Annotated in this window: 19 protein-coding genes; 13 read left to right on the plus strand and 6 right to left on the minus strand. The window is 71.2% G+C overall.

The window, feature by feature from the left end:
- The first annotated feature begins 5 nt into the window (after positions 1-5).
- From IF88_RS0112150 to nuoN, 13 genes are read left to right on the plus strand one after another with little or no spacing between them, the layout of a single operon-like run.
- A complete protein-coding gene (locus IF88_RS0112150) occupies positions 6-560 on the plus strand; it encodes a NuoB/complex I 20 kDa subunit family protein (RefSeq protein ID WP_030162005.1) in 555 nt (184 codons plus the stop codon).
- Positions 557-1,315: an NADH-quinone oxidoreductase subunit C gene (locus IF88_RS0112155; protein WP_030710178.1), complete on the plus strand. Its 759-nt coding sequence runs from the start codon at positions 557-559 to the stop codon at positions 1,313-1,315. Before IF88_RS0112150 ends, IF88_RS0112155 begins: the two co-directional genes overlap by 4 nt.
- Complete coding sequence (locus tag IF88_RS0112160; RefSeq protein ID WP_030710179.1) at positions 1,315-2,655, plus strand: NADH-quinone oxidoreductase subunit D; 1,341 nt, start codon at positions 1,315-1,317, stop codon at positions 2,653-2,655. Before IF88_RS0112155 ends, IF88_RS0112160 begins: the two co-directional genes overlap by 1 nt.
- Positions 2,652-3,434, plus strand: coding sequence for an NADH-quinone oxidoreductase subunit NuoE (gene nuoE, locus IF88_RS0112165; RefSeq protein WP_037805778.1), 783 nt, complete (start codon positions 2,652-2,654; stop codon positions 3,432-3,434). The genes IF88_RS0112160 and nuoE overlap by 4 nt, the downstream gene beginning before the upstream one ends.
- A complete protein-coding gene (gene nuoF, locus IF88_RS0112170) occupies positions 3,431-4,828 on the plus strand; it encodes an NADH-quinone oxidoreductase subunit NuoF (protein ID WP_030710183.1) in 1,398 nt (465 codons plus the stop codon). Before nuoE ends, nuoF begins: the two co-directional genes overlap by 4 nt.
- Positions 4,825-7,329 carry an NADH-quinone oxidoreductase subunit G gene (locus tag IF88_RS0112175; protein WP_030710185.1) on the plus strand — a complete coding sequence of 835 codons (2,505 nt, stop codon included), beginning with the start codon at positions 4,825-4,827 and terminating at the stop codon, positions 7,327-7,329. The genes nuoF and IF88_RS0112175 overlap by 4 nt, the downstream gene beginning before the upstream one ends.
- On the plus strand, positions 7,326-8,693 hold the full coding sequence (nuoH, locus tag IF88_RS0112180; RefSeq protein ID WP_030710188.1) for an NADH-quinone oxidoreductase subunit NuoH: 1,368 nt from the start codon (positions 7,326-7,328) through the stop codon (positions 8,691-8,693). The genes IF88_RS0112175 and nuoH overlap by 4 nt, the downstream gene beginning before the upstream one ends.
- Before the next feature lie 3 nt (positions 8,694-8,696).
- Entirely contained in the window at positions 8,697-9,308 is a 612-nt protein-coding gene (gene nuoI / locus IF88_RS0112185) for an NADH-quinone oxidoreductase subunit NuoI (protein ID WP_030710193.1), read from the plus strand.
- Positions 9,305-10,111, plus strand: a complete 807-nt coding sequence (locus tag IF88_RS0112190) for an NADH-quinone oxidoreductase subunit J (RefSeq protein ID WP_030710194.1) — start codon at positions 9,305-9,307, stop codon at positions 10,109-10,111. The genes nuoI and IF88_RS0112190 overlap by 4 nt, the downstream gene beginning before the upstream one ends.
- Positions 10,108-10,407: an NADH-quinone oxidoreductase subunit NuoK gene (gene nuoK / locus IF88_RS0112195; RefSeq protein ID WP_030027720.1), complete on the plus strand. Its 300-nt coding sequence runs from the start codon at positions 10,108-10,110 to the stop codon at positions 10,405-10,407. Before IF88_RS0112190 ends, nuoK begins: the two co-directional genes overlap by 4 nt.
- A 9-nt stretch (positions 10,408-10,416) precedes the next feature.
- Positions 10,417-12,357 (plus strand): NADH-quinone oxidoreductase subunit L, encoded by a 1,941-nt coding sequence (nuoL, locus tag IF88_RS0112200; protein ID WP_030710195.1) that lies wholly within the window; start codon positions 10,417-10,419, stop codon positions 12,355-12,357.
- Between the two features lies 1 nt (position 12,358).
- Positions 12,359-13,951, plus strand: a complete 1,593-nt coding sequence (locus IF88_RS0112205) for an NADH-quinone oxidoreductase subunit M (protein ID WP_030710196.1) — start codon at positions 12,359-12,361, stop codon at positions 13,949-13,951.
- Between the two features lie 5 nt (positions 13,952-13,956).
- A complete protein-coding gene (nuoN, locus tag IF88_RS0112210; RefSeq protein WP_030710197.1) occupies positions 13,957-15,603 on the plus strand; it encodes an NADH-quinone oxidoreductase subunit NuoN in 1,647 nt (548 codons plus the stop codon).
- Positions 15,604-15,668: 65 nt separating this feature from the next.
- On the opposite strand, the gene IF88_RS0112215 is transcribed toward nuoN, so the two are convergent.
- The 6 genes from IF88_RS0112215 to IF88_RS0112240 form a co-directional block, all read right to left on the minus strand.
- Positions 15,669-16,289: a Uma2 family endonuclease gene (locus tag IF88_RS0112215; RefSeq protein WP_030710212.1), complete on the minus strand. Its 621-nt coding sequence runs from the start codon at positions 16,287-16,289 to the stop codon at positions 15,669-15,671.
- Between the two features lie 70 nt (positions 16,290-16,359).
- Complete coding sequence (locus IF88_RS0112220) at positions 16,360-16,938, minus strand: hypothetical protein (RefSeq protein WP_037805783.1); 579 nt, start codon at positions 16,936-16,938, stop codon at positions 16,360-16,362.
- Positions 16,939-17,059: 121 nt separating this feature from the next.
- The gene (locus IF88_RS0112225; protein WP_030710215.1) at positions 17,060-19,834 is read right to left on the minus strand and encodes a fumarate reductase/succinate dehydrogenase flavoprotein subunit; all 2,775 of its coding nucleotides are present in this window, start codon (positions 19,832-19,834) and stop codon (positions 17,060-17,062) included.
- An 11-nt stretch (positions 19,835-19,845) separates the two neighbouring features.
- A complete protein-coding gene (locus tag IF88_RS0112230; RefSeq protein ID WP_030710217.1) occupies positions 19,846-20,598 on the minus strand; it encodes an ATP-binding cassette domain-containing protein in 753 nt (250 codons plus the stop codon).
- A 5-nt stretch (positions 20,599-20,603) separates the two neighbouring features.
- Positions 20,604-21,479: an ABC transporter permease gene (locus tag IF88_RS0112235; RefSeq protein ID WP_030710219.1), complete on the minus strand. Its 876-nt coding sequence runs from the start codon at positions 21,477-21,479 to the stop codon at positions 20,604-20,606.
- Positions 21,476-22,822 carry an ABC transporter substrate-binding protein gene (locus IF88_RS0112240; RefSeq protein WP_030710221.1) on the minus strand — a complete coding sequence of 449 codons (1,347 nt, stop codon included), beginning with the start codon at positions 22,820-22,822 and terminating at the stop codon, positions 21,476-21,478. The genes IF88_RS0112235 and IF88_RS0112240 overlap by 4 nt, the downstream gene beginning before the upstream one ends.
- Between the last annotated feature and the right edge of the window lie 8 nt (positions 22,823-22,830).

Below are 22,830 nucleotides of genomic sequence, written 5' to 3' on the forward strand. Positions count from 1 at the left end.
TTTCCATGGGACTGGAAGAGAAGCTGCCGAGCGGCTTCCTGCTGACCACCGTCGAACAGGCCGCGGGCTGGGTGCGCAAGTCGTCCGTCTTCCCGGCGACCTTCGGCCTGGCCTGCTGCGCCATCGAGATGATGACCACCGGAGCGGGCCGGTACGACCTGGCCCGCTTCGGCATGGAGGTCTTCCGCGGCTCCCCGCGCCAGGCCGACCTGATGATCGTGGCCGGCCGGGTCAGCCAGAAGATGGCGCCGGTGCTGCGGCAGGTGTACGACCAGATGCCCGCTCCGAAATGGGTCATCTCCATGGGGGTCTGCGCCTCTTCGGGCGGCATGTTCAACAACTACGCGATCGTCCAGGGCGTCGACCACATCGTCCCGGTGGACATCTACCTGCCCGGCTGCCCGCCGCGCCCCGAGATGCTGATGGACGCGATCCTCAAGCTCCACCAGAAGATCCAGGGCGGAAAGCTCGGCGTGAACCGGGAAGAGGCGGCACGTGAGGCGGAGGAGGCGGCCCTCAAGGCCCTCCCCACCATCGAGATGAAGGGGCTGCTCCGGTGAGCGAGACCCAAGAGCCGGAGAACGGCACCACGGGCGACAACGGCGACAACAACGGCGGCAACGGCAGCAACGTCCCCGCGCCGCGCGACCAGGGACCCGAGGTCATCGGCGTCCGCAAGGGCATGTTCGGCGCCAGGAACGGCGGCGACACCAGCGGCTACGGCGGCCTGGTGCGCACCGTGGCCCTGCCCGGCGCGACCAGCCGCCCGTACGGCTCCTACTTCGACGAGGTGGCCGACGAGCTCGAAGGCGCCCTGGAGGAGCAGGACCTGCTCCCCGAGAACGCCATCGAGAAGACGGTGGTCGACCGGGGCGAGCTCACCTTCCACATCGCCCGCGAGCACCTCGTCCGGGTCGCGCGCACCCTGCGCGACGACCCGGCCCTGCGCTTCGAGCTCTGCACCGGCGTCTCAGGGGTGCACTTCCCCGAGGACAAGGGCCGCGAGCTGCACGCCGTCTACCACCTGCGCTCGCTCACCCACGGCCGGATCGTGCGGCTGGAGGTGTCCGTCCCGGACAGCGACCCGCACGTCCCGTCGCTCGTCCCGGTCTACCCGACCAACGACTGGCACGAGCGCGAGACGTACGACTTCTTCGGCCTGGTCTTCGACGGACACCCGGCCCTCACCCGGATCATGATGCCGGACGACTGGCAGGGCTTCCCGCAGCGCAAGGACTACCCGCTCGGCGGCATCCCCATCGAGTACAAGGGCGCCCAGATCCCGGCTCCCGACCAGCGGAGGTCGTACAGCTGATGTCCACTTCGAATCACGCCTCCGCCGACCACGCATCCGCGCGCGAGACGACCGAGGGCACCGTCTACACCGTCACCGGCGGCGACTGGGACGAGATCGTCCAGTCCGCGGCCAGGGCCGACGACGAGCGGATCGTCGTCAACATGGGCCCCCAGCACCCGTCCACCCACGGGGTGCTCCGCCTGATCCTGGAGATCGACGGCGAGACGGTCACCGAGGCCCGCTGCGGCATCGGCTACCTGCACACCGGCATCGAGAAGAACCTCGAATACCGGAACTGGACGCAGGGCACCACCTTCGTGACGCGCATGGACTACCTGACGCCGTTCTTCAACGAGACGGCGTACTGCCTCGGCGTCGAGAAGCTGCTCGGCATCACCGACCAGATCCCGGACCGCGCCACCGTCATCCGCGTCCTGCTGATGGAGCTCAACCGGCTCTCCTCCCACCTGGTGTGCATCGCCACCGGCGGCATGGAGCTGGGCGCGACCACGATCATGATCTACGGCTTCCGCGACCGCGAGCTGATCCTCGACATCTTCGAGCTGATCACCGGACTGCGCATGAACCACGCGTTCATCCGCCCCGGCGGCCTCGCGCAGGACCTGCCCCCGGGCGCCGTCGACCAGCTGCGCGAGTTCGTCAAGACGATGAAGAAGAACCTGCCGGAGTACGACAAGCTCGCCACCGGCAACCCCATCTTCAAGGCCCGCATGCAGGACGTCGGCTACCTCGACCTCACCGGCTGCATGGCGCTCGGCGCCACCGGCCCGATCCTGCGCTCCGCCGGCCTGCCGCACGACCTGCGCAAGTCCGAGCCGTACTGCGGGTACGAGAACTACGAGTTCGACGTGCCGACCACCGAGAGCTGCGACTCCTACGGACGCTTCCTGATCCGCCTGGAGGAGATGCGCCAGTCGCTGCGGATCGTCGAGCAGTGCCTGGAGCGCCTGGAGCCGGGCCCGGTGATGGTCGCCGACAAGAAGATCGCCTGGCCGGCGCAGCTGGCGATGGGCCCGGACGGCCTCGGCAACTCGCTCGACCACATCAGGAACATCATGGGCACCTCCATGGAGGCCCTCATTCACCACTTCAAGCTGGTGACCGAGGGCTTCCGGGTACCGGCCGGACAGGCGTACACGGCCGTCGAATCACCCAAGGGCGAGCTCGGCGTGCACGTCGTCTCCGACGGCGGCACCCGCCCCTACCGGGTCCACTTCCGCGACCCGTCCTTCACCAACCTGCAGGCCATGGCCGCGATGTGCGAGGGCGGCCAGGTCGCCGACGTCATCGTCGCCGTCGCCTCCATCGACCCCGTGATGGGAGGCGTCGACCGATGACCGTCAGTCCTCAGAACCAGGGGGTCTCGCTGGGCATGCCCCAGCTGCCGGCCCCCGACTTTCCGGCGGAGGTACGCGAGCGCCTCGAAGCGGACGCGAAGGAGATCATCGCCCGCTACCCCGACAGCCGCTCGGCCCTGCTGCCGCTGCTGCACCTGTGCCAGGCGCAGGAGGGCCACGTCTCGCGCACCGGAGTCCGCTTCTGCGCCGAGGTGCTGGGCCTGACCACCGCCGAGGTCACGGCCGTCGCGACCTTCTACACGATGTACCGGCGCAAGCCTTCCGGCGACTACCAGGTCGGCGTGTGCACGAACACGCTGTGTGCGGTGATGGGCGGCGACGCCATCTTCGAGGAACTCAAGGAGCACCTCGGGGTCGGCAACAACGAGACCACCCCCGACGGCAAGGTCACCCTCGAACACATCGAGTGCAACGCGGCCTGCGACTTCGCCCCCGTGGTGATGGTCAACTGGGAGTTCTTCGACAACCAGACCCCCGAGTCCGCCAGGGCGCTGGTGGACGACCTGCTGGCTGGCCGCGAGGTCTCGCCGACCCGGGGCGCGCCGCTGTGCACGTACAAGGAGACCGCCCGGATCCTGGCCGGGTTCCCCGACGAGCGCGAGGGCGCGGTCGAGGCGACCGGCGGCGCCGGTCCCGCCTCCCTGATCGGGCTGCGCATCGCCCGCGGCGAGTCCCCCCACGCCTCGATCGTGCACCCGAGGTCCGGGGCGCACGGCGAGACCCGTGGCGACACCACCACCGAGGGAGGGGAGGGATGACCGTGTCCTCCGAACTGAGCAATGGGGGCAGCACCTCCCGGCCGGAGGCCGGCGGCGGCACGAGCCCGGAAAAGCTCCTCGCGCCCGTACTGTCGGCCTTCTGGGACGAGCCGCAGTCGTGGACGCTGGAGACCTACCGTCGCCACGAGGGCTACGAAGGCCTGCGCAAGGCGCTCGCGATGACCCCGGACGACCTCATCGCCTACGTCAAGGACTCGGGCCTGCGCGGACGCGGCGGCGCCGGCTTCCCCACCGGGATGAAGTGGCAGTTCATCCCGCAGGGCGACGGGAAGCCGCACTACCTCGTCGTGAACGCGGACGAGTCGGAGCCGGGGACCTGCAAGGACATCCCCCTCCTCTTCGCCAACCCGCACTCCCTCATCGAGGGAATGATCATCGCGTGCTACGCGATCCGCTCGCAGCACGCCTTCATCTACCTGCGCGGCGAGGTGGTGCCGGTCCTGCGGCGCCTGCACGAGGCGGTGCGCGAGGCGTACGAGGCCGGTTACCTCGGGAAGGCTGCAGATAGGGAGAAGAGCGGCCTGGGGAGCGGGCTCGACCTCGACATCACGGTGCACGCGGGCGCGGGCGCGTACATCTGCGGCGAGGAGACGGCGCTGCTCGACTCCCTCGAAGGCCGGCGCGGTCAGCCCCGGCTGCGTCCCCCCTTCCCTGCCGTCGAGGGGCTCTACGCGTGCCCCACTGTCGTGAACAACGTCGAGTCCATTGCCTCGGTTCCCGCGATCCTGAACAAGGGCAAGGACTGGTTCAAGTCGATGGGGACCGAGAAGTCCCCCGGTTTCACGCTGTACTCGCTCTCCGGGCACGTCGCCGGCCCCGGCCAGTACGAGGCCCCGCTCGGCATCACCCTGCGCCAGCTCCTCGACATGAGCGGCGGCATGCGGCCCGGGCACCGGCTGAAGTTCTGGACCCCGGGCGGCTCCTCCACCCCGATGTTCACCGACGAGCACCTCGACGTCCCGCTCGACTACGAGGGCGTCGGCGCGGCCGGCTCCATGCTCGGCACCAAGGCGCTCCAGTGCTTCGACGAGACCACCTGCGTGGTGCGGGCCGTGACCCGGTGGACGGAGTTCTACGCCCACGAGTCCTGCGGCAAGTGCACGCCGTGCCGTGAGGGCACGTACTGGCTGGTCCAGCTGCTGCGCGACATCGAGGCCGGCAGGGGCGTCATGTCCGACCTCGACAAGCTGAACGACATCGCCGACAACATCAACGGCAAGTCCTTCTGCGCGCTCGGCGACGGCGCGGCCAGCCCGATCTTCTCCTCGCTCAAGTACTTCCGCGAGGAGTACGAGCAGCACATCACGGGCAAGGGCTGCCCCTTCGACCCCAGGAAGTCGACCCTCTGGGCCGACACGGAGGTGAACGCATGACCGTCACCACTACGGCCGCCTCCGGAGGAGACGCGGCCGTTCCGCCCGCGGACCTGGTGTCGCTGACCATCGACGGTGCCGAGCTGTCCGTGCCCAAGGGCACCCTCGTCATCCGGGCCGCCGAACAGCTCGGCATCGAGATCCCCCGGTTCTGCGACCACCCCCTCCTCTCCCCCGCCGGCGCCTGCCGCCAGTGCATCGTCGAGGTCGAGGGCCAGCGCAAGCCGATGGCCTCCTGCACCATCACCTGCACCGACGGCATGGTCGTCAAGACCCAGCTGACCTCCGAGGTCGCCGACAAGGCCCAGCGCGGGGTGATGGAGCTGCTGCTCATCAACCACCCGCTGGACTGCCCGGTCTGCGACAAGGGCGGCGAGTGCCCGCTGCAGAACCAGGCGATGTCGCACGGCAACGCCGAATCGCGGTTCGAGGGCAGGAAGCGCACCTACGAGAAGCCGGTCCCGATCTCCACGCAGGTGCTGCTGGACCGCGAGCGCTGCGTGCTGTGCGCCCGCTGCACCCGCTTCTCCAACGAGATCGCCGGCGACCCGATGATCGAGCTGCTGGAACGCGGCGCGCTCCAGCAGGTCGGCACCGGCGAAGGCGACCCCTTCGAGTCGTACTTCTCCGGCAACACCATCCAGATCTGCCCGGTCGGCGCCCTCACCTCGACCGCGTACCGGTTCCGCTCCCGCCCGTTCGACCTCGTCTCCTCCCCGAGCGTGTGCGAGCACTGCGCGGGCGGCTGCGCGACCCGTACCGACCACCGCCGCGGCAAGGTGCTGCGCCGCCTCGCCGCGGAGGACCCCGAGGTCAACGAGGAGTGGGTCTGCGACAAGGGGCGGTTCGCCTTCCGATACGCCCAGCAGCGCGACCGCTTGGAAACCCCGCTGGTGCGCAACTCCGCCGGGGTGCTGGAGCCGGCGAGCTGGCCCGAGGCCCTGGAGGCCGCGGCCAACGGGCTCGCCGCCGCGCGCGGCCGGGCCGGGGTGCTCACCGGCGGCCGGCTGACCGTCGAGGACGCCTACGCGTACGCCAAGTTCGCCCGGGTCGTGCTCGACACCAACGACATCGACTTCCGGGCCCGCGTGCACAGTGCGGAGGAGGCCGAGTTCCTGGCCGCCACCGTCGCCGGCACCGGCAAGGACCTCGACGGCAGGGGCGTCACCAACGCCTCGCTGGAGGCGGCCCCGGCCGTCCTCCTCGTCGGCATCGAGGCGGAGGAGGAGGCCCCCGGCGTCTTCCTGCGGCTGCGCAAGGCCCACCGCAAGCACAAGCAGCGGACCTTCGCCCTCGCCCCGTTCGCCACCCGCGGCCTGGAGAAGACGGGCGGCACGCTGCTGGCCGCCGCCCCCGGCACCGAGCCGGAGTGGCTGGACGCACTGGCCTCCCGGACCGGCCTGGAGGCCGGCGGGCCCGCGGCCGCCGACGCGCTGCGCGCGCCCGGCGCCGTCATCGTGGTCGGGGAGCGGCTCGCCGGGGTTCCCGGCGCGCTGTCCGCCGCCGTACGGGCGGCCGCCGCGACCGGCGCGAAGCTGGTGTGGATCCCGCGCCGGGCCGGTGAGCGGGCCGCCGTCGAGGCGGGCGCGCTGCCGTCCCTGCTGCCGGGCGGCCGCCCGGCCACCGACCCGCGGGCCCGCGACGAGGTCGCCACCGCCTGGGGCCTGGACGAGCTCCCGCACCGCTACGGCCGCGACACCGGCCAGATCGTCGAGGCCGCGGCCTCCCGCGAGCTCTCGGCCCTGCTGGTCGCGGGCGTCGAGGTGAGCGACCTGCCGGATCCGGTCCGCGCGCGGATCGCCCTCCAGGAGGCCTTCGTGGTCTCCCTGGAGCTGCGGCCCGGCGAGGTCACCGCCCACGCGGACGTGGTCCTCCCGGTCGCCGCAGTGGCCGAGAAGGCCGGCGCGTTCATCAACTGGGAGGGCAGGGTCCGCCCCTTCGAGGCGGCGCTCAAGCCTGACCAGATGACCCGCCGGCTCGCCCCGGCCGACGCCCGCGTGCTCCACATGCTGGCCGACGCCGCCGACCGGCCGATCGCGCTGCCCGACGTGCACGCCGTACGCCGGGAGCTCGACGCGCTCGGCCCGTGGGCCGGCGAGCGCGCCGCCGAACAGTCCGCCGACACCGCGCCGCTGCCCCGCCCGGGCATCGGCGAGGCGGTCCTCGCGGGCCATCGGCTCCTCCTCGACCTGGGCCGGCTCCAGGAGGGCGACGAGGCCCTGGCCGGCACCCGGCACGAGGCGAGCGCCCGGCTGTCGGCCGCCACGGCCGCCGAGACGGGCGTCAAGGACGGCGACGTCCTCGCGGTGACCGGGCCGGCCGGCTCCGTGGAACTCCCGCTGCGGATCACCGAGATGCCCGACCGCGTGGTCTGGCTCCCGCTGAACTCCACCGGCTCCGGCGTCCTCGCCGACGCCGGCGCCCGCCCGGGCAGCCTCGTACGCATCGGCCCGGCGACCCCGGCCGGCGCCGGCGACACCACTGCGGAGGTGGACGCGTGAACGCGGTACACGGTGACTTCGTACAACTGGCCGCGGAGGACCTGTCCCTGTTCGGCCGGGACGTCTGGTGGCTCGTCGTCCTCAAGGCGGTGTTCTGCTTCGCCTTCCTGATGGTGACCGTGCTCTTCTCCATCGTGTGGGAGCGCAAGGTCGTCGCCTGGATGCAGCTGCGCATCGGCCCCAACCGGCACGGCCCCTGGGGCATGCTCCAGTCGCTCGCCGACGGCGTGAAGCTGATGCTCAAGGAAGACCTCATCGTCAAGCGGGCCGACAAGGTGGTCTACGTCCTGGCCCCGATCATCGCGGCGATCCCGGCCTTCATGGCCATCGCGGTGATCCCCTTCGGGCCCGCGGACGACCAGGTCTCCATCTTCGGCCAGCGCACCAGCATGCAGCTGACCGACCTGCCCATCGCGATGCTCTACATCCTCGCGGTGGCCTCGGTCGGCATCTACGGCATCGTGCTGGCGGGCTGGTCCTCCGGCTCCACGTACCCGCTCCTCGGCGGACTGCGCTCCTGCGCGCAGATGATCTCCTACGAGATCGCCATGGGCGCGGCCTTCGCCTCGGTCTTCCTCTACTCCGGATCGATGTCGACCTCCGCGATCGTCGAGGCGCAGGAGGACCGCTGGTTCATCGTCCTGCTGCCGGTGTCCTTCATCATCTACGTCGTCACGATGGTCGGCGAGACGAACCGCGCCCCCTTCGACATGCCGGAGTCCGAGGGCGACCTCGTCGGCGGCTTCAACACCGAGTACTCGTCGATCAAGTTCGCGCTGTTCATGCTGGCCGAGTACGTCAACATGGTCACCGTCTCGGCGGTCTCGGTCACCCTCTTCCTGGGCGGCTGGCGGGCCCCGTACCCGATCAGCACCTTCTGGGAGGGCGCGAACCACGGCTGGTGGCCGATGCTCTGGTTCGTCCTCAAGGTGCAGCTGCTGCTGTTCTTCTTCATCTGGCTGCGCGGCACGCTGCCGCGCGTGCGCTACGACCAGCTGATGAAGCTCGGCTGGAAGGTGCTGATCCCGGTCTCCGTGGTCTGGCTGATGCTGGTCGCGACCGTCCGCGCGCTGCGCAACGAGGCGTACGACTTCAGCGAGATCGTCCTCTACGTCGGCGGCGGAGTCGTGGCGATCCTGCTGCTCTCCTTCGTCGCGGACCTCTTCCGTGACAAGCGCGAGAAGGCGCAGGCCGCCAAGGCCGTCGACGACGCCGCGCCCTTCGACCCGCTGGCGGGCGGATTCCCCGTACCGCCCAAGCCCGGCCAGCACCTGGCACCCGTACCCCGCAGGCGGCCTCGCAGCGAGCGGGAGCTGATTGTCAGTGGCGGGACGAATACTGAGAGTGACCGAGAGGAGGCTTGAGAGATGTCCGACGACGACAAGTGGCAGAACCCGGTGGCGGGCTTCGGCGTGACCTTCAAGGCCATGTTCAAGAAGCGCCTCACCGAGCAGTACCCGGAGCAGCAGAAGACGACCGCCCCGCGCTTCCACGGACGGCATCAGCTCAACCGGCACCCCGACGGTCTGGAGAAGTGCATCGGGTGTGAGCTGTGCGCCTGGGCCTGTCCCGCCGACGCGATCTACGTGGAGGGCGCGGACAACACCGAGGAGGAGCGCTACTCCCCGGGCGAGCGGTACGGCGCCGTCTACCAGATCAACTACGCCCGCTGCATCCTGTGCGGGCTGTGCGTCGAGGCGTGCCCGACCCGGGCCCTGACCATGACGAACGAGTTCGAACTGGCCGACGTCAGCCGTGAGTCGCTCATCTACACCAAGGAGCAGCTGCTCGCCGGCCTCACCGAGGGCATGGTCGAGGCTCCGCACGCGATGTACCCCGGCACGGAGGACACCGACTACTACCGCGGGCAGGTGACGGGGGCCGCCCCCGGCACGGTCCGCCAGGTCGCGGTCACCAAGGGCGAGAAGCCCGTGGACGAGCCGGTCCAGGCGTCCAAGGCCGAGGAGGCGCAGGCGTGAGCACCACCGCGGCAAGCCTCACCTCCACCGGCGAGGCCGTGCAGTTCTGGGTCCTCGGCACGGTCGCCGTCATCGGCGCCCTGGCCACGATCCTGATGAAGAAGGCCGTGCACAGCGCCCTCAGCCTGGCCGGGACGATGATCATCCTGGCGGTCTTCTACCTCGCCAACGGGGCGTACTTCCTGGGCGTCGTCCAGGTCATCGTCTACACCGGCGCGATCATGATGCTCTTCCTCTTCGTGGTCATGCTCGTCGGCGTCACCGCCGCCGACTCCCTGAAGGAGACCATCAAGGGGCAGCGCTGGCTGGCCGCCCTGTGCGGGCTGGGCTTCGGCATCCTGCTGATCGCCGGCATCGGCAACGCCAAGCTCACCCACTTCAACGGACTCGGCCGGATCAACTCCGCCGGACACGTCGAGGGCCTGGCACAGCTGATCTTCACCAAGTACGTCTTCGCCTTCGAGATCACCGGCGCGCTGCTGATCACCGCGGCCGTCGGCGCGATGGTGCTCACCCACCGCGAGCGCACCGAACGGGCCGCCACCCAGCGCGAGCTGGCCGAGAAGCGCGTCCGCGAGGGCGTGCAGCTCCCGCCGCTGCCCGCGCCCGGCGTCTACGCCCGGCACAACGCGGTGGACGTGGCCGGTCTGCTGCCGGACGGCACCCCGTCCGAGCTGACGGTCAGCAAGACGCTGCGCGCCCGCGGCCAGATCCGTGACGTGTCGAGCGAGGCGCTGAACGACCTGAAGGCGCTGGAGCAGGCGTCGGCGGAGCGCCTCGGCCGCGAGGAGGCATCCAAGTGAATCCGGTCAACTACCTGTACCTGGCGGCCCTGCTGTTCACCATCGGCGCGACCGGCGTGCTGATCCGCAGGAACGCGATCGTGCTGTTCATGTGCGTCGAGCTGATGCTCAACGCCTGCAACCTCGCCTTCGTCGCCTTCTCGCGGATGCACGGCAACCTCGACGGCCAGATCATCGCGTTCTTCACGATGGTCGTCGCCGCCGCGGAGGTCGTGGTCGGCCTGGCGATCATCGTGTCGCTGTTCCGTACCCGCCACTCGGCCTCGGTCGACGACGCCAGCCTGATGAAGCTGTAAGGGGTCGCTGTGGAGAACCTGATTGCGCTGCTGATCGCGGCGCCCCTGCTCGGAGCGGTGGTGCTGCTGTGCGGCGGCCGGCGCCTCGACAAGGTCGGTCACTGGATCGGCACCCTGCTCGCGGCCGTCTCCTTCGGGATCGGCGCCGCCCTCTTCGCCGACATGCTGTCGCGCAGCGGCGACGACCGGACCCTGCACCAGCGCCTGTACACCTGGGTCCCCGTCGAGGGCTTCCAGGCGGACATGGCCTTCCAGCTGGACCAGCTGTCGATGACGTTCGTCCTGCTGATCTCCGGGGTGGGCACGCTCATCCACGTGTACTCGATCGGGTACATGGAGCACGACGAGCGCCGCCGCCGCTTCTTCGGCTACCTCAACCTGTTCGTCGCGGCCATGCTGCTGCTGGTCCTCGCCGACAACTACCTGCTGCTGTACTTCGGCTGGGAGGGCGTGGGCCTCGCCTCGTACCTCCTGATCGGCTTCTGGCAGCACAAGCCCAGCGCGGCCACCGCCGCGAAGAAGGCCTTCCTCGTCAACCGCGTCGGCGACATGGGCCTGTCGATCGCGATCATGCTGATGTTCACCACCTTCGGCACCTTCACCTTCGGGCCGGTGCTCGCGTCGGTGGGCGAGACCTCCGAGGGCACCCTGACCGCGATCGGCCTGATGCTGCTGCTGGCCGCCTGCGGCAAGTCCGCGCAGGTCCCGCTGCAGTCCTGGCTCGGTGACGCGATGGAGGGCCCGACCCCGGTCTCGGCCCTGATCCACGCCGCCACCATGGTGACCGCGGGCGTGTACCTGATCGTCCGCTCGGGCGCCGTCTTCAACGGGGCGCCGGACGCGCAGCTGGTGGTCACCGTCGTGGGCGCGGTCACGCTGCTCTTCGGTGCGATCGTCGGTTGCGCGAAGGACGACATCAAGAAGGCCCTGGCGGGCTCGACGATGTCGCAGATCGGCTACATGATCCTCGCCGCCGGCCTCGGCCCGATCGGCTACGTCTTCGCCATCATGCACCTCGTGACGCACGGCTTCTTCAAGGCAGGCCTCTTCCTCGGCGCGGGTTCCGTGATGCACGGGATGAACGACGAGGTGGACATGCGCAAGTACGGCGCCCTGCGGAAGTACATGCCGGTCACCTTCGTCACCTTCGGACTCGGGTACCTGGCCATCATCGGCTTCCCGGGCCTGTCCGGCTTCTTCTCCAAGGACATGATCATCGAGGCCGCCTTCGCGAAGGGCGGCACCGAGGGGTGGATCCTCGGCGGCGTGACCCTGCTGGGCGCCGGCATCACGGCGTTCTACATGACCCGCGTCATGCTCCTCACCTTCTTCGGCGAGAAGCGCTGGCAGCCGGCGCCGGATCCGGACAGGACGCCGGGCGTGGAGCCCGGCGTCGAGGTGCACCCCGGCGAGCTGCCGCACCCGCACGAGTCCCCGAAGTCGATGACCATCCCGATGGTCATCCTGGCCTTCGGCTCGGTCTTCGCCGGCGCCTTCTTCGAGATCGGCGAGCGCTTCCTCAAGTGGCTGGAGCCCGTCACCGGTTACGAGCACGGCAACCCGCCGGTCAGCGCCATGACGGTGACCGCCTCGACCATGGTGGTCCTGGTCGTCGGCGTCGGCATCGCCTGGGCGATGTACGGCCGGCGGCCCGTCCCGGTCGTCGCCCCGCGCGGCTCGCTCCTCACCCGGGCGGCCCGCCGGGACCTGTACCAGGACGACTTCAACCACGTCGTGCTGGTGCGCGGCGGGGAGCACCTGACCCGCTCGCTCGTGTACGTCGACCACAGCCTGGTCGACGGTGTGGTCAACGGGACGGCCGCCTCGGTCGGCGGGCTCTCGGGCCGGCTCCGCAAGCTGCAGAACGGCTACGCCCGCAGCTACGCGGTCTCGATGTTCGGGGGCACGGTGGTCCTGATCGCCGCGACCCTGCTGATGAGGGCGGTGTGAAATGAGTTTCCCGCTTCTGACGGTGACGGCCGCGGTCCCCGCGGCCGGCGCGATCCTGACGGCGGCCGTCCCGGCCGCCCGCAGGACTGCCGCCAAGTGGCTCGCGCTGTTCTTCTCGCTGGCGACACTGGCCCTGGCCGTGCTCGTCGCGGTCCGCTTCGACCCCGGTGGCGACCGCTACCAGCTCACCGAATCCCGCCCCTGGATCGCCGACTTCGGCGTCCGCTACGAACTGGGCGTCGACGGGATCGGGGTGGTCCTCATCGGGCTCACCGCGCTCCTGATCCCCTTCGTGATCGCGGCCGGCTGGCACGACGCCGACCCCCTGGAGACCAAGAGCTCCCGGTGGCGGCCGACCCAGGGCTTCTTCGCCCTGATCCTGCTGGTCGAGGCGATGGTGATCATCTCCTTCGAGGCCACCGACGTCTTCCTCTTCTACATCTTCTTCGAAGCCATGCTCATCCCGATGTACTTCCTCATCGGCGGCTTCGGGGACCGGGCGCATTCCGGTACCGACGAGAACGCGGCCGCGCAGCGCTCGTACGCGGCGGTCAAGTTCCTCCTCTACAACCTGGTCGGCGGCCTGATCATGCTGGCCGCCGTCATCGGGCTGTACGTGGTCGCCGGGAACTTCTCGCTCCAGGAGATCACCGCCGCCCGCGCCGCGGGCACGCTCGACATGGCGACCAACACCGAGCGGCTGCTCTTCCTCGGCTTCTTCTTCGCCTTCGCGGTGAAGGCCCCGCTGTGGCCGCTGCACACCTGGCTGCCGAACGCGATGGGCGAGTCCACCGCCCCGGTGGCCGTCCTGATCACCGCGGTCGTCGACAAGGTCGGCACCTTCGCGATGCTCCGCTTCTGTCTCGGGCTCTTCCCGGACGCCAGCAAGTGGGCCACGCCGGTGATCCTGGTCCTGGCCCTGATCAGCATCGTCTACGGGGCGCTGGTCGCGGTCGGTCAGCGGGACATCAAGCGGCTGGTCGCCTACGCCTCGATCTCGCACTTCGGCTTCATCATCCTGGGCATCTTCGCGATGACCTCCCAAGGCCAGTCCGGCGCCACCCTCTACATGGTCAACCACGGCCTGTCGACGGCGGCGCTGATGCTGGTGGCCGGCTTCCTGATCTCGCGGCGCGGCTCGCGGCTCATCGCCGACTACGGAGGCGTCCAGAAGGTGGCCCCGGTCCTCGCCGGCACCTTCCTGATCGGCGGCCTCGCCACCCTCTCGCTGCCGGGCCTCGCGCCCTTCGTCAGCGAGTTCCTGGTCCTGGTCGGCACGTTCGCCCGGTACCCGGTCGTCGGCATCATCGCCACCGTCGGCATCGTGCTCGCCGCGCTCTACACGCTGGTGCTCTACCAGCGCACGATGACCGGCCCCGTGAAGGAGGAGGTCCGCACGATGCCGGACCTGCGCCTGCGGGAGCTGCTGGTGGTCGCCCCGCTGATCGCGCTGCTGATCGGGCTGGGCGTCTACCCGAAGGTGCTCACCGACATCGTCAACCCGGCGGTGGAGCACACCATGTCGGACGTGAAGCAGACGGACCCGAAGCCCGAGGTGGCTGTCGAGGCCAAGAACGGGGAGGCGGCGAAGTGAGCACAGTGACTTCCGCCCACAGCCTGTGGACACTGGCGGCCGAGGCACCGGTCGACCGGATCCCGGCACCGACCATCGAGTACGCACAGCTCGCACCCACGCTGATCGTGGTGGGCGCGGCGGTCCTCGGGATCCTCGTGGAGGCCTTCGTGCCCCGCAAGTCCCGTTACTACGTGCAGGTGTTCCTCGCCGTGGCGGCGCTGGCCTCGGCCTTCGCAGCGGTCGTCGGCCTCGCGGCCGGCGGGTACGGGTCGACGAAGGCCCACATCGCCGCGATGGGCGCCGTCGCCGTCGACGGTCCGGCGCTGTTCCTGCAGGGCACCATCCTGCTGGCCTCGGTCGTCGCGATCTTCACCTTCGCCGAGCGGCGCCTCGACCCGGCCGCGCACGGCAACCGGGTGGACTCCTTCGCCGCCCAGGCGGCGTCCGTACCGGGCAGCGACAGCGAGAAGGCCGCCGTCAAGGCGGGCTTCACCACCACCGAGGTCTTCCCGCTGGCCCTGTTCGCGATCGCCGGGATGCTGATCTTCCCGGCGGCCACCGACCTGCTGACGCTGTTCGTCGCGCTGGAGGTCTTCTCCCTCCCGCTGTACCTGCTCTGTGCCGTCGCCCGCCGCCAGCGGCTGATGTCGCAGGAGGCCGCGGTGAAGTACTTCCTGCTGGGCGCCTTCTCCTCCGCCTTCCTCCTCTTCGGCATCGCGCTGCTCTACGGGTACGCGGGCTCGGTCTCGTACGCGGTGATCGCCGACGTGGTCGACGGCACGGTCACGAAGATCGACCCGGCGCTGGCCTCCACCATGGGCAATGACGCGCTGCTGCTGATCGGCGGCGCGCTGATCCTCATGGGCCTGCTCTTCAAGGTCGGCGCGGTCCCGTTCCACATGTGGACCCCGGACGTCTACCAGGGCGCCCCGACCCCGGTCACCGGCTTCATGGCCGCCGCCACGAAGGTCGCCGCGTTCGGCGCCCTGCTGCGGCTGCTGTACGTGGTGCTGCCGGGCCTGCGGTGGGACTGGCGGCCGGTGATGTGGGCGATCGCCATCGTCACGATGCTGGCGGGCGCGGTCATCGCCGTGACCCAGACCGACGTCAAGCGGCTCCTCGCCTACTCCTCGATCGCGCACGCGGGCTTCATCCTGGCCGGTGTGATCGCTACCTCGGCGCAGGGCGTCCAGTCCGTCCTCTTCTACCTGGGCGCGTACTCCTTCGTGACGATCGGCGCCTTCGCGGTGGTCACACTGGTGCGCGACGCGGGCGGCGAGGCGACGCACCTGTCCAAGTGGGCGGGGCTGGGCCGGCGTTCGCCGCTGACGGCGGCCGTCTTCGCGGTGTTCCTGCTGGCCTTCGCCGGCATCCCGCTGACGTCGGGCTTCACGGGCAAGTTCGCCGTGTTCCGGGCGGCGGCGGAGGGCGGCGCGGGCGCGCTGGTCGTGGTCGGTGTCCTCTCGTCCGCGATCGCCGCGTTCTTCTACATCCGGGTGATCGTCCTGATGTTCTTCAGCGAGCCGAAGGCCGACGGCCCGACGGTGGCGGTCCCCTCGCCACTGACGATGACCACCATCGCGGTGGGCGTCGCGGTCACCGTGGTCCTGGGCGTGGCTCCGCAGTACTTCCTGGACCTGGCCGGGCAGGCGAGCACGTTCGTCCGCTGACCGGTTCGCCGTACGGACAGGGCCCGGCCCCCTTCGGGGAGCCGGGCCCTTCGCCGTTGCACGGGCTACTTCTCCGGACGGTGCCGGGGTGTGATCGCCGTGAGGTCGACATCGATGGTGAACGGTACAGAGACCTTCAGCCGGTCGTGGAAGATCCCCGTCGCGACGTAGGCGCCCGTGGCGGGATCCAACTCGTAGACGTAGACCACAGCACGTCCGTCCTTGTTCTCGACCCGCCAGAAGTGGACGATCCCGGCCCTGGCGTACTTCAACGGCTTGGTTTCGCGGTCACGTCCGACCGAGTCGGGGGAGACCACCTCGATGGCCAGCACCACTGCCTCGGCAGGGAACCGGGTCTGTTCCAGATCGTCTACGACGTCGGTGCGTACGACCACCACGTCCGGCTCGGGCCGATTCCGTTTGTCGATGTCGATCGTGAACTCGCGAAAGATCTCGAAGTCGGCCGGGGCCGCCGACCGCAACTGCCACTTGAACAAGTCGATCGCTCGCTCGTGGAAGATGCTCTGCGGACTCACGAAGACCAGGCTCCCGTCGATCAGCTCCGTGTGCGGAGGCAGATTCGGTAGCGTGTCCAGGTCGTCCGCTGTCCAGCCACCCGCAGGCGGGATGGGCCAGCGGGGTCCCGGCTCCGGCTCAGGCGGCGGCGCTGCGGGTTCGACGCTCATCAGTGCTCCCATGGGGCAGAGTCTCGCGAGTGCGTTCAGCGTATCGCCGGAGTTCTCGCGAAAAGCCGCCCTACGGGTGAGTCATATGCGCGGGGCACTTGAGGGCCGGGTTCCAGTTGTGGAAGCGGCCGGCCGGGTTCTTCTTGTACGCCCACATGTGCAGGTCGTAGTGCTTGGGCATGCCCGCCCAGTGGCCCGGCATCGGGCCGTCGAAGGGCAGCCCGAACATGCTCGGACGGTCGTCGGCGGTCTTCAGGTCCTGGTCCCGGTCGGTGTACATCCACTCCACGGTCTGCAGCTTGCGGCGGCCGTTGTGGTCCTTCTCGGTGCTGTAGAGGAGCGCGGTCGGCCTGGCCGGGTCCATCGAGCCCCAGTTGGCCTGCTTGACGTAGTGGTAGCCCATCGAGCCCACCCCGAACGGGTTGGTCATGCAGGACTCGCCCTTCGGGACGTACCCGTCCTTGAGGGCCTCCCGCTCGTCCACGTACTTGGCCGTCACTGCGATGGCCACCGCCATGTCCTTCATGGCCTTGGCATCGCGCGGGTCGGGGGCGGGCCCCTCGACCCCGTGCGCCGGAGCCACGGCGGCCAGGCCGAGCGACAGGGCGGCCGCACAGGTGAGGGCGGTCTTCAGACTGCGTACGGACATGGCGGCGGCTCCTGGCGGTGGGGGTACGGGGTACGGGTTCCCGCTTCGGTTCGTCCGTCCACCATCCCGGCCCGTCCGGTCCGCCGCACGCGGCGCGCCTCCGAACGGGGCCACCGTGCCCTCAGGCGCGGCCGGCGTACGCGCGGACGTCCGCGTCCGGGTCCGTGACCGCCGTGGCGAGCGCCGCCCGGGCCGCCGCGGTGTCCCGGTGGGCCAGCAGGGCGAGGACCGCGGCCTTGCGCACATCGGCGTTGTCGTCGGCCAGCGCCCCCGCCAGGGCCGGTACGGCCGCCCCGGGCGCGGCGGCCGACAGCGCGGCGGCCGCCCCGGCCCGGACCTGCCAGGCGGCGTCCGCCAGGGCCGCCACCGCCCTCCCGGCGTACCCTGCGGGGCAGCCGGCCGAGGCCAGCGCCGCCAGGGCGGCGCCCCGCACCAGCGGATCCGGGTCGCCCAGCAGCGGGTCCAGCGGGGCCGGGGCCGGGGCGTGCACCGAGGCCAGCCCCTTGGCCACCGCCACCCGGACCTCGCGGGCCGGATCCGCCGCGGCCGCGGCCAGCGCCGGGACCGCGTCCACCGAGACCAGGGCCCGCACCGCGTGGATGCGGACCTCCGGGTCGGCATCGGCCAGCGAGGCCGCGTACAGCCCGGCGTCGCCCAACCGCAGGGCCCGCAGGGCTTCGAGCGCGGCCGAGCGCACCGCCGCGTCGGGCACGGCCAGCGCGGTGCGCAGCCCGGCCGCCAGCTCCGGCCCGCCCGGCAGCACCTCCACCAGCTCGCGCAGCGCGGCCGCCGCGGCCGCCCGGACGGCGGGGGCCGTGTCCGCGAGCCGTGCGGCCAGGGCGGGCCCGGCCCCCGCGGGGACGGTCTCGCCGAGCGCGGCGACGGCCGCCGCCCGGACCGCGGGATCGGGGTCGTCGAGATAGGGGCCCAGGAGGTCCAGGCCGGGTGACTCCTCCGCCAGGGCGAGCAGTTCCAGGATCCGGGGCGAGGCGCTCCCGGCCGGCTCGGCGGGCGGGTCCTCCGGTCCGGCGGCCCCCTCCGTAGTCAGGGCCCCCACGAGCCCGGCCTCCCCGCCCGCGGGCCCGGCGTCCGACGGCCGCCCGGCCCCGGGCGCCGGTGGTGCTTCCGCCCGCCCCGCCGTGGCCACCGGCACCAGGGCGACCTCGCCCAGGTGCCGCGAGGGGCCGCCGGCCGGGGCGAACCCGTCCACCGGCACCAGGTACGGCTCCACCGGCCGGGCCGTGAACTCCATCGCGCCCGAGGCCGACTTGCGCAGGTCGAGGTGGTGCAGCCAGCCGGTGTCGTCGCGCTCCGGGTGGTCGAGCCGCTCGTGGTAGAGGCCCCAGCGGGACTCCGTACGGGCCAGCGAGGAGCGGGCCGCCATCTCCGCGCAGTCGCGGATGAAGGACACCTCCGCGCACCGCATCAGCTCGTGCGCCGTGGTCGCGCCCATCTCCGCGATCTCGCCGGTCATCCGGTCGAAGGCCGCCACGGCGAGGGAGAGCTTCGCGCCCGTCTTCGGCGGGGCGACGTAGTCGTTCACGAACCGCCGCAGCTTGTACTCCACCTGCGGCTGCGGCGGCCCGTCCGGATGGCGCAGCGGCCGGTAGATCAGCTCGTGGGCCGCCGCCACCTGGCCGGCCGGCAACTCGCCCTCGTACGCCGCGTACCGGGCCGCGTCCGCGCCCGCCAGATCGCCGAAGACGAACGCCCCGATCATGTAGTTGTGCGGTACCGACGCCAGGTCCCCGGCCGCGTACAGCCGCGGAACCGTGGTGCGGGCGTGGTCGTCGACGCGGACGCCCGAGGCCGAGTGGCCCCCGCACAGCCCGATCTCCGAGATGTGCATCTCGATGTCGTGCGTGCGGTAGTCGTGGCCGCGGCCCGCGTGGAAGGTGCCGCGCGTCGGGCGCTCGGTGGTGTGCAGGATCGACTCCAGCGAGGCCACCGACTCCTCGGGAAGGTGGCTGAGCTTCAGGTACACCGGGCCGCGGTCCGAGGCGAGTTCGGCCGCGAACTCCGCCATCATCTGCCCCGACCAGTAGTCGGAGTCCACGAAGCGCTCGCCGTGCCGGTTGACCTGGTAGCCGCCGAAGGGGTTCGCCACGTAGGCGCACGCCGGCCCGTTGTAGTCCTTGATCAGCGGGTTGATCTGGAAGCACTCGATCCCGGTGAGGGCCGCGCCCGCGTGGTACGCCATCGCGTACCCGTCCCCGGCGTTGGTCGGGTTCTCGTACGTCCCGTACAGGTACCCGGAGGCGGGCAGTCCGAGGCGCCCGCACGGGCCGGTCGCCAGGATCACCGCCCCCGCGCGCACCGTCACGAAGGCGCCCGTGCGGGTGTTGAAGGCGGCCGCGCCGACCGTCCGGCCGTCCTCGGGCGAGGTGAGGACGCGCACCGGCATCACCCGGTTCTCGATCCGGATCCGCTCCCGCATCTCGCGGCGCCGCAGCTGCCGGTAGAGGACCTTCTTGACGTCCTTGCCCTCGGGCATGGGCAGCACGTACGAGCCCGAGCGGTGGACCTGGCGCACCGCGTACTCGCCGTGCTCGTCCTTCTCGAACTTCACCCCGTACGACTCCAGCCGCTGCACCATCGCGAACCCGCGGGTGGCGGTCTGGCGGACCGTGGACTGGTCGACGACGCCGTCGTTGGCGCGGGTGATCTCGGCGACGTAGTCGTCGGGCTCGGCGCGGCCCGGGACGACGGCGTTGTTGACGCCGTCCATGCCCATGGCGAGCGCGCCGGAGTGGCGTACGTGGGCCTTCTCCAGCAGCAGGACGCGGGCCCCGTGCTCGGCGGCGGTCAGCGCCGCCATCGTGCCGGCGGTGCCGCCGCCGATGACGAGGACGTCGCAGGAGAGTTCCTCGGCGTCGCCGATCGCGGGGATGTCCACGGTGCTGCCTTTCAGAGAGAGTCGATGATCTGCTGCCGCAGGGCGGCACGGGCCGGCGCGCGCTCGCGGTCGCGGGGATGCGGTACGGAGACCACCTCGCCGGTGCCGAGCAGGGCGACGCGGTCCCCGACGAACAGGGCCTCGTCCACGTCGTGGGTGACGAAGACGACGCTCGCGCCGGTGCCGGCGAGGACGTCCACGAGGAGGTCCTGCATCTCGGCCCGGGTCTGGGCGTCGAGCGCCCCGAAGGGCTCGTCCATCAGGACGGCGCGCGGGCGCGCGGCGAGGGCGCGGGCCAGCTGCACGCGCTGGCGCTGCCCGCCGGAGAGCTGGTGCGGGAGCCGGTGGGCGTGGCCGCCGAGCCCGACGCGCTCCAGCCACTCCTCGGCGACCCGCCGCCGCTCGGCGCGCGGCAGCCGGCGGGAGCGCCGGATGGCGAGGGGGAGTTCGACGTTGGCGCGGACCGTGCGCCAGGGGAGCAGGGCGTCGTCCTGGAAGACCAGGGCGCGGTCGGCGGCCGGGCCGGTCAGCGGCCGCCCGTCCTGCTCGACCGTGCCGCCCAGCGGCGGCAGCAGGCCGGCCAGGGTGCGCAGCAGCGTCGACTTCCCGCATCCGGACGGGCCCACGACGGCCAGCACTTCCCCGGCCTCGACCGTCAGGTCGACCCCGTCGAGCACCACGTGCCCGCGGTGGCCGAGCCGTACCCCGCGCAGGGCGAGGGTGGCGCCGGGCCTTTGGGCGGCGTCGGGTTTCCGGGTGGTCAGGGTGGTCACTTCTGCGTCCCTCCGGTGGTCGTGCCCTGCGGGGCCGGTGCGCTCGAACGCCGCGCGGGCTGAACAGAGGGGCGGGGCCGAGGCGGGGTGGCGGGGGACGAGGACACGGCGGCGCGGGGGAGCCAGGACGTCAGGCGGCGGCCCGCGCGTTCCACGGCCGTGGAGGTCAGCCAGCCCAGCGCGCCGATGGTGACCATGCCGACGAAGACGCCCGGGTAATCGACCACCGTGTAGTCCTGCCAGGTGCGGTAGCCGACCCCGTACTCGCCGGAGATCATCTCGGCCGAGATCACGCAGATCCACGAGACGCCGATGCCGACCGACAGGCCCCCGAAGATGCCCGGCAGGGCCCCCGGCAGGACCACGGAGAACAGCACCCGCGCCCGCCCGCCGCCCATCGTCAGGACGGCCTCCTCCCACACCGGGGCCAGCGCCCGCACCGCGTGCCGCGTCGAGACCAGCACCGGGAAGAAGGCGGCCGCGCAGGTGATGAAGACGATCCCCTGCTCGTTGGAGGGGAACATCAGGATCGCCACCGGGACCAGCGCGATGGCCGGGATCGGACGCAGCACCTCCAGCAGCGGGCCCAGTACGTCGGCCGCGATCCGGGACCGGGCGACGGCCGTGCCCACCACCACGCCCAGGACGGCGGCGAGCACGAAGCCCGTCACGATCCGGCGCAGGCTGGAAGCCAGGTCCTGCCAGTAGCCCGGGGTCCGGGCCCGCTCCGCGAACGTCGAGGCGATCTCCCCCACCGTCGGGAACTGCTCGAAGCGCAGCCACAGGTTCACGTCGAGCGAGGTCAGCCCCTGCCACAGGAGGAGCGCCGCCGCGAGCGAAGCCGCCCGCAGCAGCCAGCGGCCGCCCGTCATGACGCCAGGGCCCCGGCCTCGGCGAAGCTCAGGATCCGCGCCCCGGATTCCCGGTGCTGGTCGACGTACGCCGTGGCGCCCGCCTGCGTGACGAAGGCGCGCAGCTCCGGCCCCTCGGCCACCCACACCGCCTTGTCCGCGAACCACAGCGTGCCGGTCACGGCGTCCGGCACGTACGCCGCCCGGACGTCCGCGCCGCGCGCCGCCTTCAGCAGCTCGCGCGGGGAGTCGAAGGACTGCGTGCGGCTCTGGCCCTTCAGCCACAGCTCGGACTGGGGGGCCGCCGCCTTCGGGTACTCCGGCGCGCCGGCCGCCGCCCGCCTCAGGGGCTCGGGGTCCACGAAGGAGTCCACGTCCACGTCGCCGACCAGCTTGCCCGCCTGTAGCACCGGCACGTCCTGCTTCAGGGCGTCGATCAGCTCGGGGCGCAGGGCGGGGTCGAAGGTGGCGATGCCGTTCGCGCCGTTGTAGAGGTACACGACCTCCGCCGGCAGGCCCGTCTCCTTCGCCACCGACTCGGCGGCCGCCACCGGCTCCGCGCGCAGGTGGTCGGTGGCCTTGCGCTGCGCCTTCAGGAAGTCGTCCAGTACGCCCGGCCGCTCCTTCGCGAACTTCTCGCGCACGGTGACCCCGTGGAAGGTCGGCAGGTTCAGCTCGGCGCCGTCGTACAAGGCCTTCGCCCTGCCCTCGTACGCCAGCTGCCCCGGCCACGCCACGAACTGCGACAGCGCGTCCGCGCTGCCCGCCTGGAGGGCCGAAGCTCCCACGCTGGGCTGCTGGTTGAGCTTCTGGATCCCGCTCTCCGGGTCGATCCCGGCGCGCTGCAGGGCCCGTACGAGGGTCCCGTCGGCGGCGGAGCCCACGCTGGTCGACACCTTCTTGCCGCGCAGGTCGGCGAGGGATCCGAGCTTCGAATCCGGCGCGGTGACGACGGTGTTGAGGCCGCCGCGCAGGTTGTAGCCGGTCACGGAGACGAGGTGGGTGGGCTGCTTGAGTTCCTTGCCGCGCGCCGCGTTGATGAGGAGCGGGAAATCACCCATCGAGCCGATGTCGATCTTCCCGGCGGTCATCTGGGCGGTGATCGGGGCGCCGGTGGCGTAGTCCTGCCAGTCCACCTTGTACGTGACGCCGTCCTGCTTGCCGCGCGCGGCGAGTTCCTGCTCGAAGTAGCCGAGGGAGCGCAGCAGGGTGCCGGCGGTGACGGTGTTGATGGTCTTGGACTGGTAGCCGACGGTCACGGTGACCGTCCTGGAGCCGGACGCCCCGGAGGCGTCGCCGCCGCAGGCCGTGGCGAGGGGGGCGAGCAGCAGGACGAGCGCGGGCGCGAGGGCCTTCGTACGCATGGGGTTGG

This window comes from Streptomyces sp. NRRL F-2580 (genome assembly GCF_000720115.1).
Classification (GTDB): domain Bacteria; phylum Actinomycetota; class Actinomycetes; order Streptomycetales; family Streptomycetaceae; genus Streptomyces.

Bases quoted from the DNA above. Each gene is read 5' to 3' on its own strand.
- IF88_RS0112150 (WP_030162005.1), top strand. From the start codon at position 6: ATGGGACTGGAAGAGAAGCTGCCGAGCGGCTTCCTGCTGACCACCGTC.
- IF88_RS0112160 (WP_030710179.1), top strand. From the start codon at position 1,315: ATGTCCACTTCGAATCACGCCTCCGCCGACCACGCATCCGCGCGCGAG.
- nuoE (WP_037805778.1), top strand. From the start codon at position 2,652: ATGACCGTCAGTCCTCAGAACCAGGGGGTCTCGCTGGGCATGCCCCAG.
- nuoF (WP_030710183.1), top strand. From the start codon at position 3,431: ATGACCGTGTCCTCCGAACTGAGCAATGGGGGCAGCACCTCCCGGCCG.
- IF88_RS0112175 (WP_030710185.1), top strand. From the start codon at position 4,825: ATGACCGTCACCACTACGGCCGCCTCCGGAGGAGACGCGGCCGTTCCG.
- nuoI (WP_030710193.1), top strand. From the start codon at position 8,697: ATGTCCGACGACGACAAGTGGCAGAACCCGGTGGCGGGCTTCGGCGTG.
- IF88_RS0112205 (WP_030710196.1), top strand. From the start codon at position 12,359: ATGAGTTTCCCGCTTCTGACGGTGACGGCCGCGGTCCCCGCGGCCGGC.
- IF88_RS0112215 (WP_030710212.1), bottom strand. From the start codon at position 16,289: ATGAGCGTCGAACCCGCAGCGCCGCCGCCTGAGCCGGAGCCGGGACCC.
- IF88_RS0112220 (WP_037805783.1), bottom strand. From the start codon at position 16,938: ATGTCCGTACGCAGTCTGAAGACCGCCCTCACCTGTGCGGCCGCCCTG.
- IF88_RS0112235 (WP_030710219.1), bottom strand. From the start codon at position 21,479: ATGACGGGCGGCCGCTGGCTGCTGCGGGCGGCTTCGCTCGCGGCGGCG.
- IF88_RS0112240 (WP_030710221.1), bottom strand. From the start codon at position 22,822: ATGCGTACGAAGGCCCTCGCGCCCGCGCTCGTCCTGCTGCTCGCCCCC.